Annotated in this window: 17 protein-coding genes; 9 read left to right on the top strand and 8 right to left on the bottom strand. The window is 69.5% G+C overall.

From position 1 onward, the window contains the following. Positions 1–14: 14 nt before the first annotated feature. Positions 15–3,242 (bottom strand): AAA domain-containing protein, encoded by a 3,228-nt coding sequence (locus FKO37_RS22225; RefSeq protein WP_238605655.1) that lies wholly within the window; start codon positions 3,240–3,242, stop codon positions 15–17. Positions 3,243–3,601: 359 nt separating this feature from the next. Beyond that, the gene (locus FKO37_RS22220) at positions 3,602–3,760 is read right to left on the bottom strand and encodes a hypothetical protein (protein ID WP_238605654.1); all 159 of its coding nucleotides are present in this window, start codon (positions 3,758–3,760) and stop codon (positions 3,602–3,604) included. Positions 3,761–4,246: 486 nt separating this feature from the next. On the opposite strand from FKO37_RS22220, the gene FKO37_RS22215 reads away from it, so the two are divergent. After that, positions 4,247–4,906 (top strand): hypothetical protein, encoded by a 660-nt coding sequence (locus FKO37_RS22215; RefSeq protein ID WP_238605653.1) that lies wholly within the window; start codon positions 4,247–4,249, stop codon positions 4,904–4,906. On the opposite strand, the gene FKO37_RS22210 is transcribed toward FKO37_RS22215, so the two are convergent. Beyond that, positions 4,899–5,693: a DUF1684 domain-containing protein gene (locus FKO37_RS22210; protein WP_238605652.1), complete on the bottom strand. Its 795-nt coding sequence runs from the start codon at positions 5,691–5,693 to the stop codon at positions 4,899–4,901. The two genes, FKO37_RS22215 and FKO37_RS22210, sit on opposite strands and share 8 nt — an antisense overlap. Positions 5,694–5,784: 91 nt before the next feature. Here FKO37_RS22210 and rnhA point away from each other — a divergent pair, with 91 nt between their 5' ends. The 5 genes from rnhA to FKO37_RS22185 all read left to right on the top strand — a co-directional run bounded on the left by rnhA (position 5,785) and on the right by FKO37_RS22185 (position 10,267). Next, positions 5,785–6,264, top strand: a complete 480-nt coding sequence (rnhA, locus tag FKO37_RS22205) for a ribonuclease HI (RefSeq protein ID WP_037818141.1) — start codon at positions 5,785–5,787, stop codon at positions 6,262–6,264. 3 nt (positions 6,265–6,267) lie between these two features. Continuing rightward, positions 6,268–6,678: a hypothetical protein gene (locus tag FKO37_RS22200; RefSeq protein WP_238605651.1), complete on the top strand. Its 411-nt coding sequence runs from the start codon at positions 6,268–6,270 to the stop codon at positions 6,676–6,678. A gap of 64 nt (positions 6,679–6,742) precedes the next feature. Continuing rightward, positions 6,743–7,096: a DUF1801 domain-containing protein gene (locus tag FKO37_RS22195; RefSeq protein WP_238605650.1), complete on the top strand. Its 354-nt coding sequence runs from the start codon at positions 6,743–6,745 to the stop codon at positions 7,094–7,096. Continuing rightward, a complete protein-coding gene (locus tag FKO37_RS22190; protein ID WP_238605649.1) occupies positions 7,093–7,467 on the top strand; it encodes a YchJ family metal-binding protein in 375 nt (124 codons plus the stop codon). The genes FKO37_RS22195 and FKO37_RS22190 overlap by 4 nt, the downstream gene beginning before the upstream one ends. Positions 7,468–7,627: 160 nt before the next feature. Next, positions 7,628–10,267 carry an exo-beta-D-glucosaminidase gene (locus FKO37_RS22185; protein WP_238608315.1) on the top strand — a complete coding sequence of 880 codons (2,640 nt, stop codon included), beginning with the start codon at positions 7,628–7,630 and terminating at the stop codon, positions 10,265–10,267. 30 nt (positions 10,268–10,297) lie between these two features. On the opposite strand, the gene FKO37_RS22180 is transcribed toward FKO37_RS22185, so the two are convergent. Beyond that, on the bottom strand, positions 10,298–11,707 hold the full coding sequence (locus FKO37_RS22180) for a carboxylesterase/lipase family protein (RefSeq protein WP_238605648.1): 1,410 nt from the start codon (positions 11,705–11,707) through the stop codon (positions 10,298–10,300). A gap of 60 nt (positions 11,708–11,767) precedes the next feature. Between FKO37_RS22180 and FKO37_RS22175 the strand changes: the two genes are divergently transcribed. Together FKO37_RS22175 and FKO37_RS22170 are read left to right on the top strand one after the other, a co-directional pair. Beyond that, entirely contained in the window at positions 11,768–13,645 is a 1,878-nt protein-coding gene (locus FKO37_RS22175) for a Na+/H+ antiporter (protein WP_238605647.1), read from the top strand. Positions 13,646–13,667: 22 nt separating this feature from the next. Continuing rightward, positions 13,668–14,354, top strand: coding sequence for a histidine phosphatase family protein (locus FKO37_RS22170; protein WP_238605646.1), 687 nt, complete (start codon positions 13,668–13,670; stop codon positions 14,352–14,354). Here the strand turns inward: FKO37_RS22170 and FKO37_RS22165 are convergent. From FKO37_RS22165 to FKO37_RS22155, 3 genes are all read right to left on the bottom strand, one after another. Continuing rightward, positions 14,330–15,100: an ABC transporter permease gene (locus tag FKO37_RS22165; RefSeq protein ID WP_037818132.1), complete on the bottom strand. Its 771-nt coding sequence runs from the start codon at positions 15,098–15,100 to the stop codon at positions 14,330–14,332. The two genes, FKO37_RS22170 and FKO37_RS22165, sit on opposite strands and share 25 nt — an antisense overlap. Before the next feature lie 369 nt (positions 15,101–15,469). After that, positions 15,470–15,949: an MmpS family transport accessory protein gene (locus FKO37_RS22160; protein ID WP_037818131.1), complete on the bottom strand. Its 480-nt coding sequence runs from the start codon at positions 15,947–15,949 to the stop codon at positions 15,470–15,472. Positions 15,950–16,147: 198 nt separating this feature from the next. Further along, positions 16,148–16,546 carry an NUDIX domain-containing protein gene (locus tag FKO37_RS22155; RefSeq protein WP_037818130.1) on the bottom strand — a complete coding sequence of 133 codons (399 nt, stop codon included), beginning with the start codon at positions 16,544–16,546 and terminating at the stop codon, positions 16,148–16,150. A 39-nt stretch (positions 16,547–16,585) separates the two neighbouring features. On the opposite strand from FKO37_RS22155, the gene FKO37_RS22150 reads away from it, so the two are divergent. After that, the gene (locus FKO37_RS22150; protein ID WP_238605645.1) at positions 16,586–17,458 is read left to right on the top strand and encodes a helix-turn-helix domain-containing protein; all 873 of its coding nucleotides are present in this window, start codon (positions 16,586–16,588) and stop codon (positions 17,456–17,458) included. Here FKO37_RS22150 and FKO37_RS22145 read toward each other — a convergent pair. Continuing rightward, entirely contained in the window at positions 17,403–18,881 is a 1,479-nt protein-coding gene (locus tag FKO37_RS22145; protein ID WP_238605644.1) for an FGGY-family carbohydrate kinase, read from the bottom strand. The genes FKO37_RS22150 and FKO37_RS22145 overlap by 56 nt on opposite strands. Between the last annotated feature and the right edge of the window lie 68 nt (positions 18,882–18,949).

Here is an 18,949-nt window from a genome sequence, read left to right as displayed (position 1 = left end):
GGACCGCCGGGCGATCAGGCGGTCCCGTGTGCCGCAGTTCCGCGGACCCGGGCATTGACGTCGCGATCGATCTTGCACGGATGGCAGCGCCAGAAGTACGGCATGTTCTTCGCCTTGGCTTCGGATCGCCATAGTTCGAAGTCTCGGCCGCACCGATCGCAGACCGGCGGCTGTCCGTGAGTCTCGGCGTCCAGATCGGCGAGCAAGCGCTCAGCGAAGGCAGCACCGCGACAGGCGAGCATGACCTCACGGCTCCTGCGTTGCGACAGCGGATTGTGGCTGCCGAGCAGCACCACCTGCCGGTCGACCACGACGATCTTCCGGTGCTCCACCTCGGCACGAATCACTTTCGCGCCGGTCGCCAGCAACGCCGCTACCCATTCCTTGTTGGCTTCCTGGCGCATGATGTGGTCGCGTTCGGGGCGGACGAACACCCGCACATCGGCACCACGAGAGACCGCCGACGCGATCAGCGCCAGGAACTGTCCGCTCTTCTTGCCGACCCACGGCGACCACATCCACAGCGAACGGCGCACGGCGGCGAGTTGTTCGTGAAGCGCCTTGTCGAACGAGAACTCGTCATGGATGTCCATCACGTCGACAAGTCCGCGCAGCACCTCGTTGAGCTCGGCCTCGACCGACGAAACGGGAGTGAAGTCGACTGACTCGGCCATGCCGAGCAGCACGCTCGCCCGGCATCGCTGGACGGCTCCCTCACGACCGAGCGCGACAAGAGCACCCAGAGGGCTGTCGCCTTGAGCTCCTTTGAGGGCAAGGCGGCCGTCGGCTATCACGTAGAGCCGACGTCGTGCGCGAGTGATGCCGACGCCGAACAGACGGACACCGCTGCGGGCGAACTCATTGCCGTTCCATTTGGCGGCGCTGATCCAGCCTTTCCCGTCCTCCACGAGGTCGAACACCACTGAACCGAGTTCCCGCCCCTGAAACGCGTGCGCTGTGCCCACCGGGACGGCGAGGTTCTGGCCGGCGTCCCGCAACGCGGCGTGTGTTGCCTCGACCTGCTGGCGGAACGCGGTCACCACACCGACCCCGTCGGGGTCCGCCGCGTGGTGCTCCACCAGCACCCGGGACAACAGCGCGCCGACCGGCCACCATCCGGCGACCCTCCCGGAACGGCGCACCTGATTGATATCGTCGAGTCCCTGCACGTCGACAACCACGATCTCGGTGTTCGCGGGTGCCCGCCCGCTCACCTCGGTGACGCCGTCCTCGAGTACCTGGTAGACGACCTTGTTCGCCAGCTGGCGAAGATTCGGGCCGAAGCGGAACTGGTATCGCAACCCGACGCAACCCGGTTCGTCCTCTACGTCGCCGGGCGAACGGATCCCGCAATGCGCGAAAACGTCCGGGAGAAGCCACTTCCGCACCGCCGGCTTCTTGGACTTCTCCAGCTCTCCGGTGACCGGACCGAGCTGGAGAAAGTCGCCGAGCAACGTCGCCGTGCGAGTGGCGTGCCCTACCGCGAGCAGGACCTCCCCGAGCACGGCGGCACCCGCCTCGTCGACGAGCACGACGTCGAACTGCTGTCGCGCGACCGCGGGATGCGCGCGTGACCTGGCCAACGTGGTCGCGACGACCTGAGCCTGGCCGACGAGCTCGCCCTCGGCGTCTCGGCGAAGCTGAGCGATTCGTTTGGTCACCTCGCGCAGCCGCTCTTCCAGTTTCGCGCGCTCGCGTTCCCGCGCACGATGTTGCTTCTTCAACTGCTCGCGTCGTTCGTGCAAGCCAGGCAGTTCCAGCCGCGTCGCGCGGGTCACAAGATCGAAGTCGGCCTCGGTCGCCACTCCCCGGCTGGCGATGTCGCCGTGCCGTGCACGGAGTTCAGTCAGCTTCCGAGAGTCTTCCGCGTTCCTGCGCGCCGCGTCGGCGACCCGCCCGTCCGCCTCGGCGCAGCGTTGCGCGATACCGCTGAGCTGCGCTTCGGTAATCGGATGAGCTTGGGCGCGAATCTGCTCGATGATCGGCCCTAGCGTCTCGCGCTGCCTCCTAGCGTGGTCCTCAAGCTTCTGCAGGTCTTCCCGGGCACTGCTCAGCTCGCGCGCTTCGCGCCTGCGCCTCAGCCAGCCGCCAGCACTGGCGTTGGCTTGGAACTCCAGGTTCTCGACGCGTGCCCGCTCCAGGGCTAGCTGATGGTGCTGTGCGCCGAGTTGATTCTCCAGATCGCGCGCACGGGCGAGCGCCGCCCGCTGCGGCTCGAGCCGTTGCGCCTCCGCGCGCAGCTGACCGGCGGTGTTCCTCGCCGAACCCAGTTCCTCGGTCGTTCGGCGGTGATCGGACTCAACGGCGCGCAGCTCTGTCTCGACAGCTCCGAGCCGTCGCGAGTCGGCGACCCGCCGCTCTGCCGCGAGGTAGCTCCGGTGATCATAGCTCGCCAGCGCGTCGTCGAGCTGGCGCAGTTCGCCGTCGGCTCCGGCCAACCGTTCGAGCTCGTCCTGCACCTGCTGCCGTTCGGCGTCGGCTTCCTCGGTCTTCCGCGCGGCAAGCCGGTGCAGTTGGACGTCGTCGTTGTTCGCCAGTTCCCGCAAATGCGGCGGCCCCACCCGGAGCACGGCACCCGGCTCGGGCGCGAGGTGCTTGACGACCTCCTTGAGCGCGTTGTCGACGGCGACGTTCGCGGTCGACACCAGCAGCACGCGTCTGCCCAGTTTGACCAGATCCTCGATGGCGCGGGCGAGCACTCGTGTCTTGCCGGTGCCCGGAGGCCCCCACACCGCGTGCAGACCAGGTTCGACGCACGCGGCGTAGGCCCGTTGCTGTGTCTCAAGAAAGCCTGGCGGATACGCCGTGGCCTTGTTCGGCACCGGATCGAGGCCGCCCGCGGCGAGCTTGTCGGCGAGCGGTGTCCCGTCCAGCGACGAGACACCGTCCCGAAGCTTCCGCCACAGATGCTGTGGGGTGAGCCGAACGGTCCAAAGGATGTCGCAGCCTTCCGGGATCCGGCCCGCGACCTGGATCCGGAGCACGTCGTCGGCCAGCTGACTGCGCTCGACCGGAAACGGTGTGCCGTGCTCGGGGCCCAGCTTGTCGGCGAGGCAGAGCTGGTCGAAGCTGTCGGCCGAAGACGCATTGCGCTTGCCAGGTTCCAGGTCCAGCGCGTACCAGCCGTTTTCTCCGGCCGGCACCACCTTGCCCAGCGAACGCCATTCGCCCTGCTCACTCCGGCTAGGACGGTTCAGAACCTCGTCCACCGCCTCGATGAGCTCGTGCTTCCAGCCAGGCACCGCTCCCCCAAACTCTGTCTTCCCCGGGCAGATCATTAAACCAACGACAGCGGAGAACGCATAGCAGAAATCGGCGAGAACTGATGTTCGAACACATGGCCTCTGTTAGGACATTCGAGTGATCACACCGCGTTCGTCTCCGCCGTTCGACGCCTGCTCCTACGATGGCGGGCAGCGAAAATTCGAGGACAAACTCGCCCGTTCCCAACGACTGAGCGGGCTCAGGCCGCGATGGGGTCGAATCCACCAATCCGCACGCTCGGATCCGGCAGTTTCTCGGCGGGCAGGAACCGGCTCGAGAGGAATGCCCCGAACGCTTTCGCCCGTGCGCGAATTACGAACCAGTACGGGTGCCGCCCTCACCGCAGCACAAGCCCGGTGGCAGCGCTGCCGACGTATTCGCCGACATCCGAGACCAGTCCGGCGATATCGGCGATATGGCCGAACCGGCACTGGTGCAATTCGGCGATCTTCGCACCCGTTTCCGGATCCGGATGGCCGGCGATGTCGAGCGACATGAACTTGCTTACCGGCGGAAACCCGATCCGGTCGGCGGCGAGACGGGTGGGTGGACGAGATATTCCCGGCGGCAGTCGAAATCACCGATTACGGTAACGGCACCCCGCCCGCACTCACCGACGACGAATGATTTCACCGACGGGATGCCCCGCCCCCTGATTGCGCAGGCTTCCCGGCGCCTTCCTGACCACGGCGGATCAACGGTCTTCCCTTCCGCGGTTGAGAGCCGGTCCGCTGGCGAAAGACCGCGGTTCGGCCGGTGGCGATGCCGGACTTGCCAGCAAGCGCTCGGCGTTCGAGTCCGCGAGAACCACCTGCGCTCTCCGGCGCGGCATTTTGTCCCGTGTCGGCCGGGACGGCCTGGATATCCCAAGCCTGCCAAGGAATTTCTTCGCAATCATGTGCGGCGTATTGCCTGGCCACCCTTCAGCGAGTACGCACACGAAGGTCAACTTCGCAGAGCGGCATCGGATTCGGGGAGCGGCATGACAGCGCAACTGTGGTCACGGCGGACCTTGCTCGGCGGCGCAGCGGGCAGCGCAGCACTGCTCATCACCGGCTGCGCGTCGAAGCAAGCCAAAGCCGCCGCCATGCCGCCTGCTCAGCCCGGCGGGGCGCGGGTGATGATCATCCGGCACGCCGAGAAGCCGTCCGGTTCGACCGGGCCGCAAGGGATTGACGTGAACGGCAGTCCCGATTCCCATTCCCTGACTGTTCGCGGCTGGACCCGGGCCGGTGCGCTCGTCGAGTTGTTCGCGCCAGCGACGGGTTCGCTGAGGGAAGGCCTCGCTCGCCCGACCGCTGTCTACGCGGCAGGCGGCAACGGCGGCGAGGGCACCCGGCCCAGGGAGACTGCCGGGCCGGTGGCGGAGCGGCTGGGCAAAACCGTCCTCACCACTTACGCCAAGGGCAGCGAGAGCGCACTCGCGGCCGAGGTCGCCCGGCGGACGGAGCCGACCTTGATCAGCTGGCAGCACGAGGAGATTCCCGCCCTCGCGGCTGCCTTCGGGGTTGCTGCGCCGCAGAAGTGGCCGGACGAACGGTTCGACGTCGTCTGGGTGCTGACCCCGGCCGGGTCCGGCTGGACACTTGCTCAGGTGCCGCAACTGGTCCTGGCCGGGGACAGCGCCGAGCCGATCAAATAGCCTGCTGCCGCTCGTAAGGCAGCTTCTCCCCCGCCTCCACCGCGAACGGCAAATGATTCCCCTCCGGCGGCAACGGGCACGTGGCGAAATCCGTGAACGCACACGGCAGATTCACCGCCCGATTGAAGTCCAGCGTCACCGTCCCGTCCGCAGCAGCCTCGGCGACCGGCAGCGAACGGTTGGCAGCATAAGTAGTCACCCCACTAGTCGCATCAGTGAAAAGAATGCTGTACCCGCCAGTCTTCCCATTGAACGCAGTAAGCGTGTACTCAACCCCATCCCGCTCGAAGACAACCCGCCCAGGTGCCGTGTAGACATGCGACAGTCCCTCCACAACCGCACCCACAGTCGTCGGCCGCGGCTCGTCGAATGGCTCGAAACGGCCAGTCAGAACCCAAGCCGGATCGGGTTCGTACGCGGGGACCCCGTGGAAGGCTTGCAGCACAGGGGCTTTCGGGTCGTGCACGCGGATCAAGTACCCCGACCGGCGGGCGATCTCGATTTCCACCGAACCGGCCGTGACCCGGGTGCCCGCGCCGCTGTTCACTAGCTCGAAGCGGTGGACATCAGTCAGCAGAGTGCCTTCATGCCGCAACTCCCCGCCAGCCGGATCGACGTACGCGGCTTCGGCGTCTTGCCACCATCGGCCGGGCAGGCCGGGGTAGGTCCGGGGCGCATCCTCGAGCCAGTCGAGCGACACCAGGGCCAGCCAGCCGTACGGATCGGCCAGCGTCTTTTCCCGTTCCGCTTTCCAGTCCTGCCACGCCTGTGCGAACTCCACCGCCATGTCCGGATCCCTTCCGTGAGTGTCCAGGGGACAACACCGGACCCGGCATGGCATTCCGGCTCCCAGCACGTGGGAACGGTAGGGTCGCCGCGTGGCGGAGCAGACGGAACAGGCCGTGGAGATCTACACCGACGGCGCGTGCAGCGGCAATCCCGGACCGGGCGGCTGGGGCGCGCTGCTGCGCTACGGCAAGCACGAGCGCGAGCTGTACGGAGCCGAGGACACCGTCACCACCAACAACCGCATGGAGCTGATGGCTCCGATCCGCGCGCTGGAAAGCCTCACCCGCGCGTCGGTGGTGCGGATCTACACCGACAGCACGTACGTCCGCAACGGCATCCTCCAGTGGATGCCCCGCTGGAAGAAGAACGGCTGGCAGACGCAGGCGAAGCAGCCGGTCAAGAACGCCGACCTCTGGCAGCGCCTCGACACCGCCTGCCAGCAGCACGAGGTCGAGTGGCTGTGGGTCAAAGGCCACGCCGGACTTCCCGAGAACGAGCGCGCGGACAAGCTCGCGGTCAAGGGATCGCAGGAAGCCGCCGCGGCCGGGGTGCGCCGGGCTCGCGGCTGAGCCGTGCGGATCGACTCGCGAGCTTGGCCGTACCGGTTCGAAGAGGTTCCGTGGACCGAGATCGCCGCTCGGTTTCACGAGACGGCGGCGGCGCATCCCGAGTTCAGCCACCTCGCGGACATCGCCGACAGCGTGCTGGCCTGCGAAGGCGAGCACCGGCTGGCCGGGCTCACGTCGATGCACGACCTGGTCGTCGCTGCCCGTCCGCTGCCGGATGAGCCGCCGGTCCCGGTCGTGGTCGTCCGGTCGCCTTCGTCCGGCCAGACGGGCGCGGGCGGCGTGTACATCGAGCATCGGTCCGCGACCGGCCACGACGACCGGATTTTCCGGCCCAGCGCGGAGGCGGTGCCGCTCTTCTGGCGGTTCATGATCGAGAAGTTCGGCGTAGCGCCCGTCCACCGACAAAAAAATTAGTCTTGACAGAAATAACCATCGGCAGGCAGGCTCGGCAGCAACCAGAAAGCCGAGAGGACCAGCCATGCCGAAGTTCACGACCGTCGCCGAGTACGTCGCCGCGCAGCCTGAAGTGCTCCGCGAGGTCTACGCCGCTCTCCTGCCCGCGCTCGACAACGCGATGCCCGAACCGGCCGCGCTCTACCACGGCGCGCCTACCTGGAAAGCAGGCAAGAACCCGGTCTGCCTCGCGAAGGCGTACAGCTCATACGTCACGCTCGCTTTCTGGCGCGGCCAGCTGATCAAGGGCGACGGCCTCGAACCGAGCGCCCGCGAGATGGCCCACGTGAAGCTGCGCAGCGCCGAGGACGTCGACACCAACCAGATCACCGCCTGGGTACAGCAGGCTCTCGCACTGGAGACAGAATCAGCGGCGTGACGAACCCCTGCCCCTGCGGGCTGCCCGAGCCCTACGCCGACTGCTGCGGCCGGTTCCACCGCGGCGACCAGAACGCTCCGACGGCCGAGTTGCTGATGCGGTCCCGCTACTGCGCGTTCGCCGTCGGGGAGCCCGATTACCTGCTCGATACCTGGCATCCGGACACCCGTCCGAAGCGGCTGCGGCTCGACCCCGCACAGGAGTGGACCCGGCTGGAGATCCTCGGCCGGACCGGCGGATCGCTGCTGCAGAACGAGGGCACCGTCGAGTTCCGCGCGCATTACCGCTACCAGGGCCGTGACGACTCGCAGCACGAGAACAGCCGGTTCGTCCACGAGGGCGGGCGCTGGTACTACGTCGACGCGCTCTAGGCGGAACCGCAGGCGAAAATCGGGCGAAAAGACCCCGTCGAGGTCTGTTCCCGGCTCCTCCGGGCGGCTACTATCACCGGCAATCGTTAAGGAACTTTACTAACAATCGCCGCCGCCAGGAGCCCGAGGAGGACCGCTCGTGACCCCACGCCGGCCAAGAATGCCCGGACGGCTGTTAGCAGTCGCCGCCCTGACCGCAGCGCTGATCCCCGGAGTCGCCGGGGCCGCTTCGGCCGGGCCGGAACCCGGGCAGGCCGCGATCCCCGGCTATCTGATCCAGTCCTCGGCCAAGGTGCCCGACGACGCCTCGGTGTCGAAGCCCGGTTTCGACGCCAAGGGCTGGTACCCGGTCGGCTCGCAGTCGACGGTGTACGCCGGGCTGCTCGCCAACGGCCGCTACTCCGACCCGTTCTACTCCACGAACATGAAGAACGTGCCGGCCGCGGACTTCAAGGTGCCGTGGTGGTACCGCGCCGACATCAAGGTCGCCGACCCGTCCCAGCGCACCTACCTCGACGTCAGCGGCGTGCTGTCCAAGGCCGACGTCTGGGTCAACGGCACCCGCGTCGCCACCAAGGACGAGGTCAACGGCCCCTACACCCGGCACGACCTCGACGTGACCAAGCAGGTGCACGAGGGCGTCAACAGCGTCGCGTTCAAGGTCTACCCGAACGACCCGAACAACGACCTGTCGATGGGCTGGATCGACTGGGCGCAGACCCCGCCGGACCAGAACATGGGGCTCGCGCGCGAGGTCGTCGTCCGGCACAGCGGGCCGGTCGCGCTCCGCGGCGCGCACGTCGTCACGAAGCTGAACGTGCCCGCGCTCGACCACGCCGACCTCACCGCGAAGGCCGACGTCCGCAACGACTCCGACGAGCCGGTCCGCACCACGGTGTCCGGCACCGTCGCGGGCAAGCCGGTGAGCCAGGACGTTTCCCTTGCCGCGCACGAAAAGAAGACCGTCACCTTCCCGGTGATCGGCGTCGACAAGCCGCTGGTGTGGTGGCCCGCCGGCATGGGCGGCCAGCCGATGCAGCAGCTGGACCTCACCGCGAGCGTCAGCGGGACCACGTCCGACGCGAGCCACTCCAGCTTCGGCATCCGCGACGTCAAGGCTCCGCTGAACTCCAGCGGCGGACGGCAGTATGTCGTCAACGGCAAGCCGCTGATGATCAAGGGCGGCGGCTGGTCCCCCGACCTGCTGCTGCGCTGGGACGCGGGCCGGGCGGCGGACAAGCTCGCCTACGTCAAGAACCTCGGCCTCAACACGGTGCGGCTCGAGGGCCACATCGAACCCGACGCGTTCTTCGACCTCGCGGACCGGATGGGCGTGCTGACCATGCCCGGCTGGGAATGCTGCGACAAGTGGGAAGGCCAGGTCAACGGCGACGAGAAGGGCGAGCCCTGGACCGAGGCCGACTACCCGATCGCCAAGGCGTCGATGACCGCCGAGGCCGAGCGGCTGCGCGACCACCCGAGCGTGCTGTCCTTCCACATCGGCAGCGACTTCGCGCCCGACGCGCGGATCGAAAAGGGCTACCTCGACGCGTTGTCGGCGGCGGACTGGCCCGCGGCGGTGATCTCCGCGGCGTCGGCCAAGGCGTCGCCGAAGCTCGGCCCGTCCGGGATGAAGATGAACGGCCCGTACGACTACGTCCCGCCGAACTACTGGTACGACAAGGCGCACAAGGACGCGGGCGGCGCGTGGAACTTCAACTCCGAGACCAGCGCCGGGCCGGACATCCCGACGATGGACACGCTCAAGCGGATGATGACGCCCGCCGAGCTGGAAACGCTCTGGAAGAACCCGTCCGCGCCGCAGTACCACCGCTCCGAGTCGGAGACATTCGCCAACCTGAAGATCTTCGGCGACGCGCTGGCCGGCCGCTACGGCAAGCCGACGAGCCTGGACGACTTCGTCCGCAAGGCGCAGCTGGCGCAGTACGAGAACGTCCGCGCGGAGTTCGAATCGCACTCCCGCAACTTCACCGACTCGAAGGACCCGTCGACCGGGCTCATCTACTGGATGCTCAACAGCGGCTGGACGTCGCTGCACTGGCAGCTGTTCGACGCCTACCTCGACCAGAACGGCTCTTACTTCGGGGCCAAGAAGGCGAACGAGCCGCTGCACATCCAGTACTCGTACGACACCAAGTCGGCTGAGGTGGTCAACTCCACCACGAAGAAGGCGTCCGGCCTGACCGCCAGCGTCGAGCTGTTCAACACCGACGGCACCAAGAAGTTCTCGAAGACCAAGAAGAACTTCTCGGTCAACGGCGGCGGCGCGCACGCGAAGGCGCTCGACATCGGTTCGGTCAGCGGGCTTTCCTCGACCTACCTGGCGAAGCTGGTGCTCACCGATTCGGCGGGCAAGGAGGTCAGCCGGAACGTGTACTGGCTGTCCACCAAGGACGACAAGCTCAACTGGAGCAAGTCGGACTGGTACTACACGCCGACGTCGTCCTACGCGGACCTGTCCGGGCTGTCGAAGCTGGGCGCGGCGAAGGTGGCCACCACGGCGACCTCCGCGCCGGGTCCGGACGGCACCACCGTGACCACGGTGAAGCTCACCAACACCTCGTCGGGCAAGACCCCGGCGTTCATGGTGGACACGCACCTGCTGGACAGCACGGGCACGCCGGTGCTCCCGGTGTCCTGGTCGGACAACCAGGTCAGCCTGTGGCCGGGCGAATCGGTGACGCTCACCGCCACTTACCGCACGGCCGACCTGCACGGTTCGGCGCCGTCGGTGCGGGTCGCGGGCTGGAACACCGGCACGCAGACGGTCCACGCGTAAGCGCGGTGGGGCTAGCGGACCTGGGGTTCGCTAGCCCCACAGCCGCCGCTGTCCGGAATCCGGATCGGACACGGTCGTGCTCACGTCGTCGAACAACCGGGTCACGCGGTCCTCCGGAGTGTAAGCCGCCCAGCCGGGATCGCCGGTCGCCACGAACCGGACCCACGTCTCGAACATCTCCTCCGCCATCGCCCGCAGCCGTTCCGGATCGGGGCGGGCGATGGCGAACAGGAAGCGCCAATTCGGGTTGCGGACGTCGTCGAACACGAACGGCAAGTCCACCCCGTGCGCCGCGCCGAGGCCCTTCCCGCGCGGCGCGATCCGCCAGTCCAGCCGGTACATCCAGGCCGTGCCGCCCGCCGCGTGCTGGGTTTCGGCCAGCCGGATCGCCGGCAGCCACCAGTCCCCCGCCGTGCGGACGCGGTTCACCAGCTGGTCCTCCGGCCAGTCCGGCAGCAGTTCCCGGTACGCCTCGGTCATCCGCGCGATGACGTCCGGTTCGAGCATCGTCGATCCGGTGCCGAGCAGTTTCGCGCCGCCGGTTTGCAGCCAGGAGAACAGATCCTGCTCGTCGGCCGTGGTGCCGGTGAGGATCCGGACTTCCCGGGCCGCGCCGTCCGCGACCGCTTCGCCGGGCCGCTGCGGCAAGAGATCTCCGTCGACCACCACGCGGTACGTCACGAGCGTGCCGAGCTGAGCGGTGACCCGTTGCTGCGCGGTCAAAATCTCCGTGACCGGCAGCGTGCGCAGGTCGCCATCGCCTAGTTCGGCCAGCACCGCCTCCCCGACTGCTTCCGCCTCGGCCGGAGTGTGCACGACGGAACCGACCCCGGTGCCGCTCTGCACGATCGCCTGGCTGAACAGCCCTTTCGCGGCCGGAACCGCCAGCAAGGTCCCGACCGTGCGGCCGCCGTTGGACTGCCCGGCGAGCGTCACGCGCCGCGGGTCGCCGCCGAACGCGGCCACGTTGTCGCGGACCCATTCCAGCGCCAGCACTTGGTCGTGCAGCGAGAGATTCCCGTCGGAAACGCCAGGAAGCCGGAGCATGCCGAGCACCCCGAGCCGGTACGCGACGGTCACGACGACCACGCCGCGGCGGGCGTACGCGGACGCGTCGAACTGGTGCGGCGCGCCCATCACCCCGCCCCCGCCGTGGATCCACACCAGCACCGGGTACGAACCGGGTGCTTCAGGCGCGTAGACGTTGACGTACAGGCAGTCCTCGTCGCCGACGAAGCGTTTCCCGGTCACGTCGGGCTGCGGAGCCTTGGCCGCGAATTCCGTCGCGTCGCGCACCCCGGTCCAGGACGCCGCCGGCACCGGCGGGCGGAACCGCAGCTCCCCCACCGGCGGCTCCGCGAACGGCACCCCCAGGAAAAACCCGACTCCGTCCCGCACCTCGCCGCGGACGGCACCGGCCCGCGTCTCCACCGTCGTCACGAACCGCAGCCTAACGCTGGCCCCCGCGCGTGCTCCGGGACCGCAGGCGATGATTGTCCGGTGGAAATCGCAGCGGAATTGGTGGCGCTGGTCCTGACGGTTCTCCTGGTGACCGTCGTCGCGCGCCGGATGGACTGGTCGGCTCCGCTGTGCCTGGTCGCGGTCGGCGTCGGGGTGTCGTTCGTCCCCGGGGTGCCGCAGTACGAACTGGACCCGGAGATCGTCCTCATCGGGCTGCTGCCGCCGCTGCTGTACTCCGCGTCGATCCAGACGTCGCTCGTCGCGTTCCGCAAGCTGCGCGGGCCGATCGCGCTGCTGTCGGTCGGGCTGGTGGTGTTCACCGCGTTCGGCGTCGGGCTGGTCGCCTGGCTGGTCGTGCCGGGATTGCCGCTGGCCGCCGGGATCGCGCTGGGCGCGGTCGTCGCGCCGCCGGACGCGGTGGCGGCGAGCGTGGTCGCCCGGCGGGTCGGGATGCCGCGCAAGCTCGTCCGGCTGCTGGAGGGCGAAAGCCTCTTCAACGACGCCGCCGCGCTCGTCGCGCTGCGGACCGCGATCGCGGCGATCGCCGGCGCGGTCAGCCTCTGGCAGGTCGGTCTCGACTTCCTCCTCGCGGCCGTCGGCGGGATCGTCGTCGGCTTCCTCGTCGGGCTGATCGTGACGTACGTGCGCGCGAAGCTGGAAGACACGATCACCGACACCGCGCTGTCGTTCGCGGTTCCCTTCGCGGCGTACCTGCTCGCCGAGGCGGTGCACGGATCCGGCGTGCTGGCGGTGGTCGTCACCGGGCTGATCCAGGGGCACCAGACGCCGCGGATCCAGTCCGGGCCGTCGCGGCTGGCCAGCAGGCTGAACTGGGAAACCGTCCAGTTCCTGCTGGAGAACATGGTCTTCCTGCTGATCGGCCTGCAGGTGCGGGGCATCCTGCACGAGGTCGGCAAGAGCGGGCTGTCGGTGTGGCAGCTCGCTGGGATCTGCGCCGCGGTGCTCGCCGCGACGATCCTCACGCGGATGCTCTGGATGGTCGGCATCGGCGTGGTGAAACGGCTCCTGAAAACCTTGGGCCTGGAACGCGGCAAGGTGTGGCCGTGGCGCTATTCGGCGGTGATCGCGTGGGCCGGGATGCGCGGCGTGGTCACGCTCGCCGCCGCGTTCGTGCTGCCCGCGGACACCCCGCAGCGCGCGGTGCTCGTGCTGGCCGCGTTCGTCGTGGTGGCCGGGACGCTCGCGGTGCAGGGCATGACGCTGCCGCCGCTGATCCGCCGCCTGCGGCTGCCTCGGCCGGACCCGGCGGAGGACGCGCTGCAGGAAGCCGCCGTGCTGCACGACATGACCCGCGCCGCGCTCGCGAAGCTGGAGGAACTGCGCCGCCCGGAAGACCCGCCCGAGGTGATCGAGCGGCTGCGCGACCGGTTGCAGGACCGGTCCGACTCCGCGTGGGAACAGCTCGGCAGGCAGAGCACGCTCGCGGAAACCCCCAGCGACGCCTACCGTCGGCTGCGCGTCCAGCTGCTCGAAGCCGAACGCGACGTGTTCCTGAAGGCACGGGACCGGGGCAGTGCCGACGACGCGGTGCTGCGCCGCGTGCTGGCTCGCCTCGACATCGAAGAATCCATGCTCGACCGCGACGAGGAGGAACCCCCGGTGGCCGAACGCGAACTCAGCACGCCCGCCGCCACGGCCGGGTCCTGCAAGCACCTCAGCCACGCATGGCCGGACAAGGAGCCCAGCACCCGGGATTCCTGCGCCGAATGCGTCGAGGCCGGGATGACCTGGGTGCACCTGCGGATGTGCCTCAAGTGCGGGCACGTCGCGTGCTGCGACTCGTCGCCGGGCAAGCACGCCTCGCAGCACTTCCACGAAACCCTGCACCCGGTGATGCGCAGCTTCGAGCCGGGCGAGACGTGGCGGTGGTGCTTCGTGGACAAGCAACTCGGGTGAGCCGACCGGTTAGGGTCGGGGCATGAGCACGCCCGAACAGGAAGTCGAGTACCGCCAGCACCGCTTCAGCCCGCCCTCGGGCGCCACCGAGATTTTCCTGGTGCGCCACGGGGAATCGATGCCGCAACGGCTCAGCGAGCCGTTCGATCTCGTCGACGGGCAGGCCGACCCGGACCTCGCGCCGGAAGGCCGCGACCACGCCGCCCGCGTAAGCGAGCGGCTGGCGTCGGAACGCATCGAAGCGCTGTACGTGACCACGTTGCGGCGCACCGCGCAGACCGCCGCGCCGCTGGCGGAAAAGCTCGGCCTCACCCCGGCCGTCGAGCCGGACCTGCGCGAGATCAACCTCGGCGAATGGGAGAACGGGCTGTTCCGCAAGCACACCGCCGAGGGGCATCCGCTCGCGCGGAAGCTGTGGGAAGAACAGCGGTGGGACGTCCTGCCCGGCGCGGAATCCGACGAGGCGTTCGGCCTGCGGATCCGGGCCGCCATCACCCGCATCGCCGCGGCGCACCCGGACCAGCGGGTCGCGGTGTTCACCCACGGCGGCGTGATCGGCGAAGCGTTCGCGCAGGCGAGCCGCGCACTGGAGCGGTTCGCGTTCCTGGGCGCGGACAACGGCTCGATCTCGCACCTCGTGGTGCACGGCGAGAACTGGCTGATCCGCGGCTTCAACGACCGGTCTCACTTGGCCGCCCCGCTCGGCTGAGCGCGCTCGTCGCGGCGGACGAACCCCGCCGCGACGAGCTGTACCGTCACCAGCACCGCGATCGCCTCCGCGGCCAGCAGCCCGATGAGCACCAGCACCTGCGTCGTCCCGGCTTGGAGCGGGCTCGCCCCGCCCAGCAGCACGCCGACGTACGCGCCCGGCAAGGTCACCAGGCCGACCGTCCGGGTCTGATCGAGCGCCGGGATCAACGCGTGCCCCGCGGACGGACGGCAGATCTCCAACGCGGCGTGCCGGGGCAAAAATCCCAGCGCTAGAGCGGCTTCGTACTCGCCGTGGCGTTGCTTGAGTTCGTCGAGCGCACGGCGGGCCGCCTGCGAGGTCGCGGTCATCGAGCCGCCGATCACGATCCCCGCGACCGGCACGACTGCGATCGGCTTCGCCGGAACGACACCAGACCCGAGCACGAGCGCCAGCACCGGAAGCACGCCGGACGCCAGCGAAAGCGCGACCCACCCGATCCGCCGCGGCACCCCGATCCGGCCGGCGGACGTCGCGGCGGCGATGGAGAACATCGCGAGGACGAACAGGCCGGTCAGCCAGCCCGACCGCAGGATCACCGTGATGACCAGCGAAACGAGCGCGAGCTGCCCCACGGCGCGGACAGCCGCGACGAGCACCGCCCGCCCTTGCCCGAGCTGCCCGAACCGGACGACCGCAGCGCCCGCGAGCGCCAGCACCACGAGCACGGCGATCAGCGCGGGCCCGAATCCGATCGCACCGTTCACGGAGGTGATCCTGCCGCAGGACCGGGTTCGGGGCGGTGAAGCGGGCCGCTTTCGCTGGTCGACGCTGCGGGGCTACCCGGGCGGGCGCGGCGGAGGTTCGCGAGGACAGCTTGGTGTGCTGGCGAATGGACGGGCTCGCTATGCCGATGCCTGCGAGGCCCCGGCGAGCTTCAAACCGCCCCGGATCACGCGCTTCCGCGAGAACAACTCGGCGTGCCACAAGCGGGCGGGTCTGCTCCGCCGATGCCAGCGCGGCCCTGGAGAGCTTCAAACCGGATCACGCGCTTCCGCGAGAACAACTCGGCGTGCCACAAGCGGGCGGGTCCGCTCCGCCGGTGCCGCGCGCCCCCGCAGGCCTTCCAGCCCGAGTCAGGCGCTGCAGCTGAGCTGCCGCCCCTCCCCGGCCACCGATTTCTCCGCGACCACCTGCCCGTCCACCCGGATCCGGCACAGCAGCGCCCCGGTGCTCTGCGCGACCAGGCTGCTGAACACCGGCTGCTCGGCGGGAGCCTTCCGCTGCACGGTCACCGACCAGGGCAGCCGCACCTCGGCCTGTTGTTCGAGGTCGCCGCCGGTCGCGACGTAGGTGAGGTTGTGCGCGACGTCCTCGCCGGCCAGTTCGTAGACGACCGTGCGGGTCACCTCGCGCACGATCGCGGGTTCGACGGTCACCGACGGCACCGACGCGGCCGGTGCGGGCCGGTCCGGGGTCGCTTTCGGCATGACGTACCACGCGACAGTGACCGCGACGGCGATGACGCCGACCACGACCACCGCGCTTCCGAGCGGCCGCAGCCTGCCCGATTCCCCCCGGGCCGCCGTGGGCCGGGTCGCGCCAGGAACACCCATGGAGAGGTCTTCTCTTCTCGAGCGCACTTCCCGCGAGTGCGACGTCTGGTTCTTCGCCAGACCGTTACACGGCGTTAGCCAACCCGAGAAAATTAGCTCCATTTCACCCTGATGGGGGTAGAGGACGTGCGCGTACGAGCACGATCACCACGCACGATGCCGATGACGCTCGCGCATCCCCCGGTTGACGCAGGGTGATCAGTCGACGAGCCCGGCGTCGGCCAGCATCCGCAGCACGCGCTGTCCGGCGGGCGGGCAGGCGGCGGCGTCCGCGGCGCGCAGCCAGGCGGCCTCGGCGATCTCCGCCGACGGCTCCGGTTCGCCGGCGTGGTCGGCGGTGTAGCAGGTCATCCGGACGCGGCGGCCGTCGGCGAATCCGTCCGCCTGCTCGTCGAGCAGCGCGAAGAAACGGAAGCTGAGCGGGTCGAGCGCGACGCCCAGTTCCTCGCGGATCTCCCGGCACAGCCCCTCGACGTCGCCCTCCCCCGGTTCGCGCTTGCCGCCGGGGAGATAGAACTTTTCCTTGCCGGTCGTGCGGACGGACAGCAGCCGCCGGTCCCGCACGTGGACCCAGGCCAGGGCATCGATCGGGGTCATGGGCACCATTTTGTCGTACCCGGGAGGGATGATCGCGGGGTGTACTCGGAAAGCCCGCCGCCGCACTCGCTGCGCCGCCTCGTGCGGTGCCGCTGGGAGTCGGCCGAGCCCGGCCCGAAGCGGATCGTCCCGGACGGCTGCGTGGACGTCGTCGCCGGCGCCGGCCAGGTGTTCGTGGCCGGACCGGACACGACGGCGTGGACGTCGGTGTTCCCGCCCGGCACGCGGCTGCGCGGCCTGCGCTTCCGGCCAGGCGCGGCGGCCGCCATGCTCGGCGTGGGCGCGGACGAACTGCGCGACAGCCGCGTCTCGCTGCCGGACCTGTGGAACCGCCGCGGCGCGGCCCTCGCGGACGAAATCCTCAGCGGCCGCGACCTCGCCGACGCGATGGCCGACATCGCGACGGAGCAGGCAGCTGCCGCGGATCCGGTGGTGGAGCGGATGCTGGCGCACCTCGCCGCCGAGTCTGCCGGGATTCTGGGCCAAGGCGAAGGAGAAGCGCTCACCGCGGGGCAATCGACGCACCCGGGCGTGCGACCGTCATCGAATGCCGCGGGGCAATCGACGCACCCAGGCATGCGACCTCCATCGAAAGCCGCCGACCACTCCGCCTGTCCTCCGGCTCAACCGAGCCGAAGCGAACGGCAGGCGCGTCGGCTTTTCACCCTCGCGGTCGGCTACGGGCCGGCCACCTACCGGCGCATCCTGCGCCTGCAACGAGCCATCGCGCTCGCACCGGCCACCGCGACCCTCGCCGAGCTGGCCGTCGCAGCCGGGTACTCCGATCAGCCGCACCTCACCCGCGAATGCCGCGCCCTCACCGGCCTCACCCCGGGCGCCTACTTCGCCGGGCGACTCACTCCGCCGCCAAATCCTGTTGGCGCGCAAGGAAATGCGCCGTCTCCACGGTAGCCGGATACAACGCCCGGTAATGCGCGTAAAACTCGTCGTACCGGTCCGCCCGGCCCGGATCCGGCTCGATCACCTCGGCAACCGGGTTCCACGCCTCGATATCCGGCTCCAACCCGATCGCCACCGCCGCCAGGTACGCGTCCCCGAAGCACGCGCCGACAGTTTCCGTCGGAAGATGCTGCGGCGTCCGGGTCACGTCGCTGACGATCCCGGTCCACACCCGCCCTTGCGTGCCGCCGCCGACTGCCACCAACCGGCGCGCGGGAGCGCCCATGGCGGAAAGGTTGTGCCGCACCCCGTATGCCGTCCCTTCCAACGCCGCGCGGTACAGCTCCGCCCGGCCGTGCGAGGTGGTCAGCCCGGCGATCAGCCCGCGCGCCAACGGATCCGGCACCGGAGTCCGCTCGCCCGCGAAGTACGGCAGCATCAGCAATCCGCGGCTGCCTGCCGGAACTCGACCGGCCGAAGCGACGAGCTCGGCGAAGTCGCCGTCGAAGAGTTCCCGCAGCCAGTCGGTGATCGCGCCGGACGTCGCCATCCCCGCCGCCAGCGAAAAGCTGCCCGGGAAAACCCCGCGCGTCGCCCACAGCCCGGACACCGGACGGGCCTCGGCGACGGCCTGGACGAGGAACATCGTGGTCCCGTACATGACCATCGTGTCGCCGGGGTCGCGCACGCCCGCGCTGGTCGCCTCGGCCCACGCGTCGATCGTGCCGCAGGTGACCGGCAATCCCTCCGGCAACCCGGTCTCGGCAGCCGCCGCGGCGGTGACCGTGCCGACGACCTCGGTCGGCCAGGCGAGCCGCGGCAGGTCGATCCCCGGCGCGACGAGCGCGGACCAGTCCTCCGCCCAGCCGCCCGCGCGCAGGTCGTACATCGGATCGCACTGGCTCGCCGAATGGTGGTCGAGCACGTATTCGCCGGTCAGCCGCCGCACGAGGTACGAACTCGCCATCAGGAACTGCCGGGCCCGCGCGGCGACGTCGGATTCGTGCCGGTACAGCCACCGCCACTTCGGGCCGACCGCCTGGCTCGACAGCGCGCTCCCGCAGCGTTCCACAATGGACTCTTCGCCGAGTTCGGCGGTCAGCTCGGCGATTTCCGCACCCGCCCGGGTGTCGACGCCGTAGAGAATCGCCGGGCGCAGCGGACGGCCGTCGGCGTCCGCGGGCAGCAGCACCGGGCCGATGCCGCTCACCGCGAGCCCGGCGGGTTTCTCGCCGCCGGCCAGCAATTCGCGCACCAGCTCGGCGAACCCGGCCCACCACACGGTTTCGGCGTCGTGCTCGAACCAGCCGGGGCGCGGGCGGGAGGTGCTGTGCGGGCGGGCGGCGCGCGCCAGTACAGTGCCGTCCGCACCCACGAGGACGCCTTTCGAACTGGACGTGCCGATGTCGATGCCGAGCAACGGGCCCGGTTGCATCGCAGCACCCCCGGCAATCGGACGGTAAACGATTACCGGGACGGTATTCTGCGGTCACCGGGGTGTCA

Origin of the sequence: Amycolatopsis sp. Poz14, assembly GCF_006704225.1 — a bacterium.
Taxonomy (GTDB): domain Bacteria; phylum Actinomycetota; class Actinomycetes; order Mycobacteriales; family Pseudonocardiaceae; genus Amycolatopsis; species Amycolatopsis nivea.
The sequence above is the reverse complement of the archived record's forward strand: the minus strand, read 5'-3'. Positions and strand labels throughout refer to the sequence as shown.

Excerpts from the sequence above, each read along its gene's own strand:
- FKO37_RS22215 (WP_238605653.1), top strand. The coding sequence starts at position 4,247 with ATGACAGCGCAACTGTGGTCACGGCGGACCTTGCTCGGCGGCGCAGCG.
- FKO37_RS22160 (WP_037818131.1), bottom strand. The coding sequence starts at position 15,949 with ATGGGTGTTCCTGGCGCGACCCGGCCCACGGCGGCCCGGGGGGAATCG.
- FKO37_RS22210 (WP_238605652.1), bottom strand. The coding sequence starts at position 5,693 with ATGGCGGTGGAGTTCGCACAGGCGTGGCAGGACTGGAAAGCGGAACGG.
- FKO37_RS22220 (WP_238605654.1), bottom strand. The coding sequence starts at position 3,760 with ATGTCGCTCGACATCGCCGGCCATCCGGATCCGGAAACGGGTGCGAAG.
- FKO37_RS22170 (WP_238605646.1), top strand. The coding sequence starts at position 13,668 with ATGAGCACGCCCGAACAGGAAGTCGAGTACCGCCAGCACCGCTTCAGC.
- FKO37_RS22145 (WP_238605644.1), bottom strand. The coding sequence starts at position 18,881 with ATGCAACCGGGCCCGTTGCTCGGCATCGACATCGGCACGTCCAGTTCG.
- FKO37_RS22185 (WP_238608315.1), top strand. The coding sequence starts at position 7,628 with ATGCCCGGACGGCTGTTAGCAGTCGCCGCCCTGACCGCAGCGCTGATC.
- FKO37_RS22195 (WP_238605650.1), top strand. The coding sequence starts at position 6,743 with ATGCCGAAGTTCACGACCGTCGCCGAGTACGTCGCCGCGCAGCCTGAA.
- FKO37_RS22155 (WP_037818130.1), bottom strand. The coding sequence starts at position 16,546 with ATGACCCCGATCGATGCCCTGGCCTGGGTCCACGTGCGGGACCGGCGG.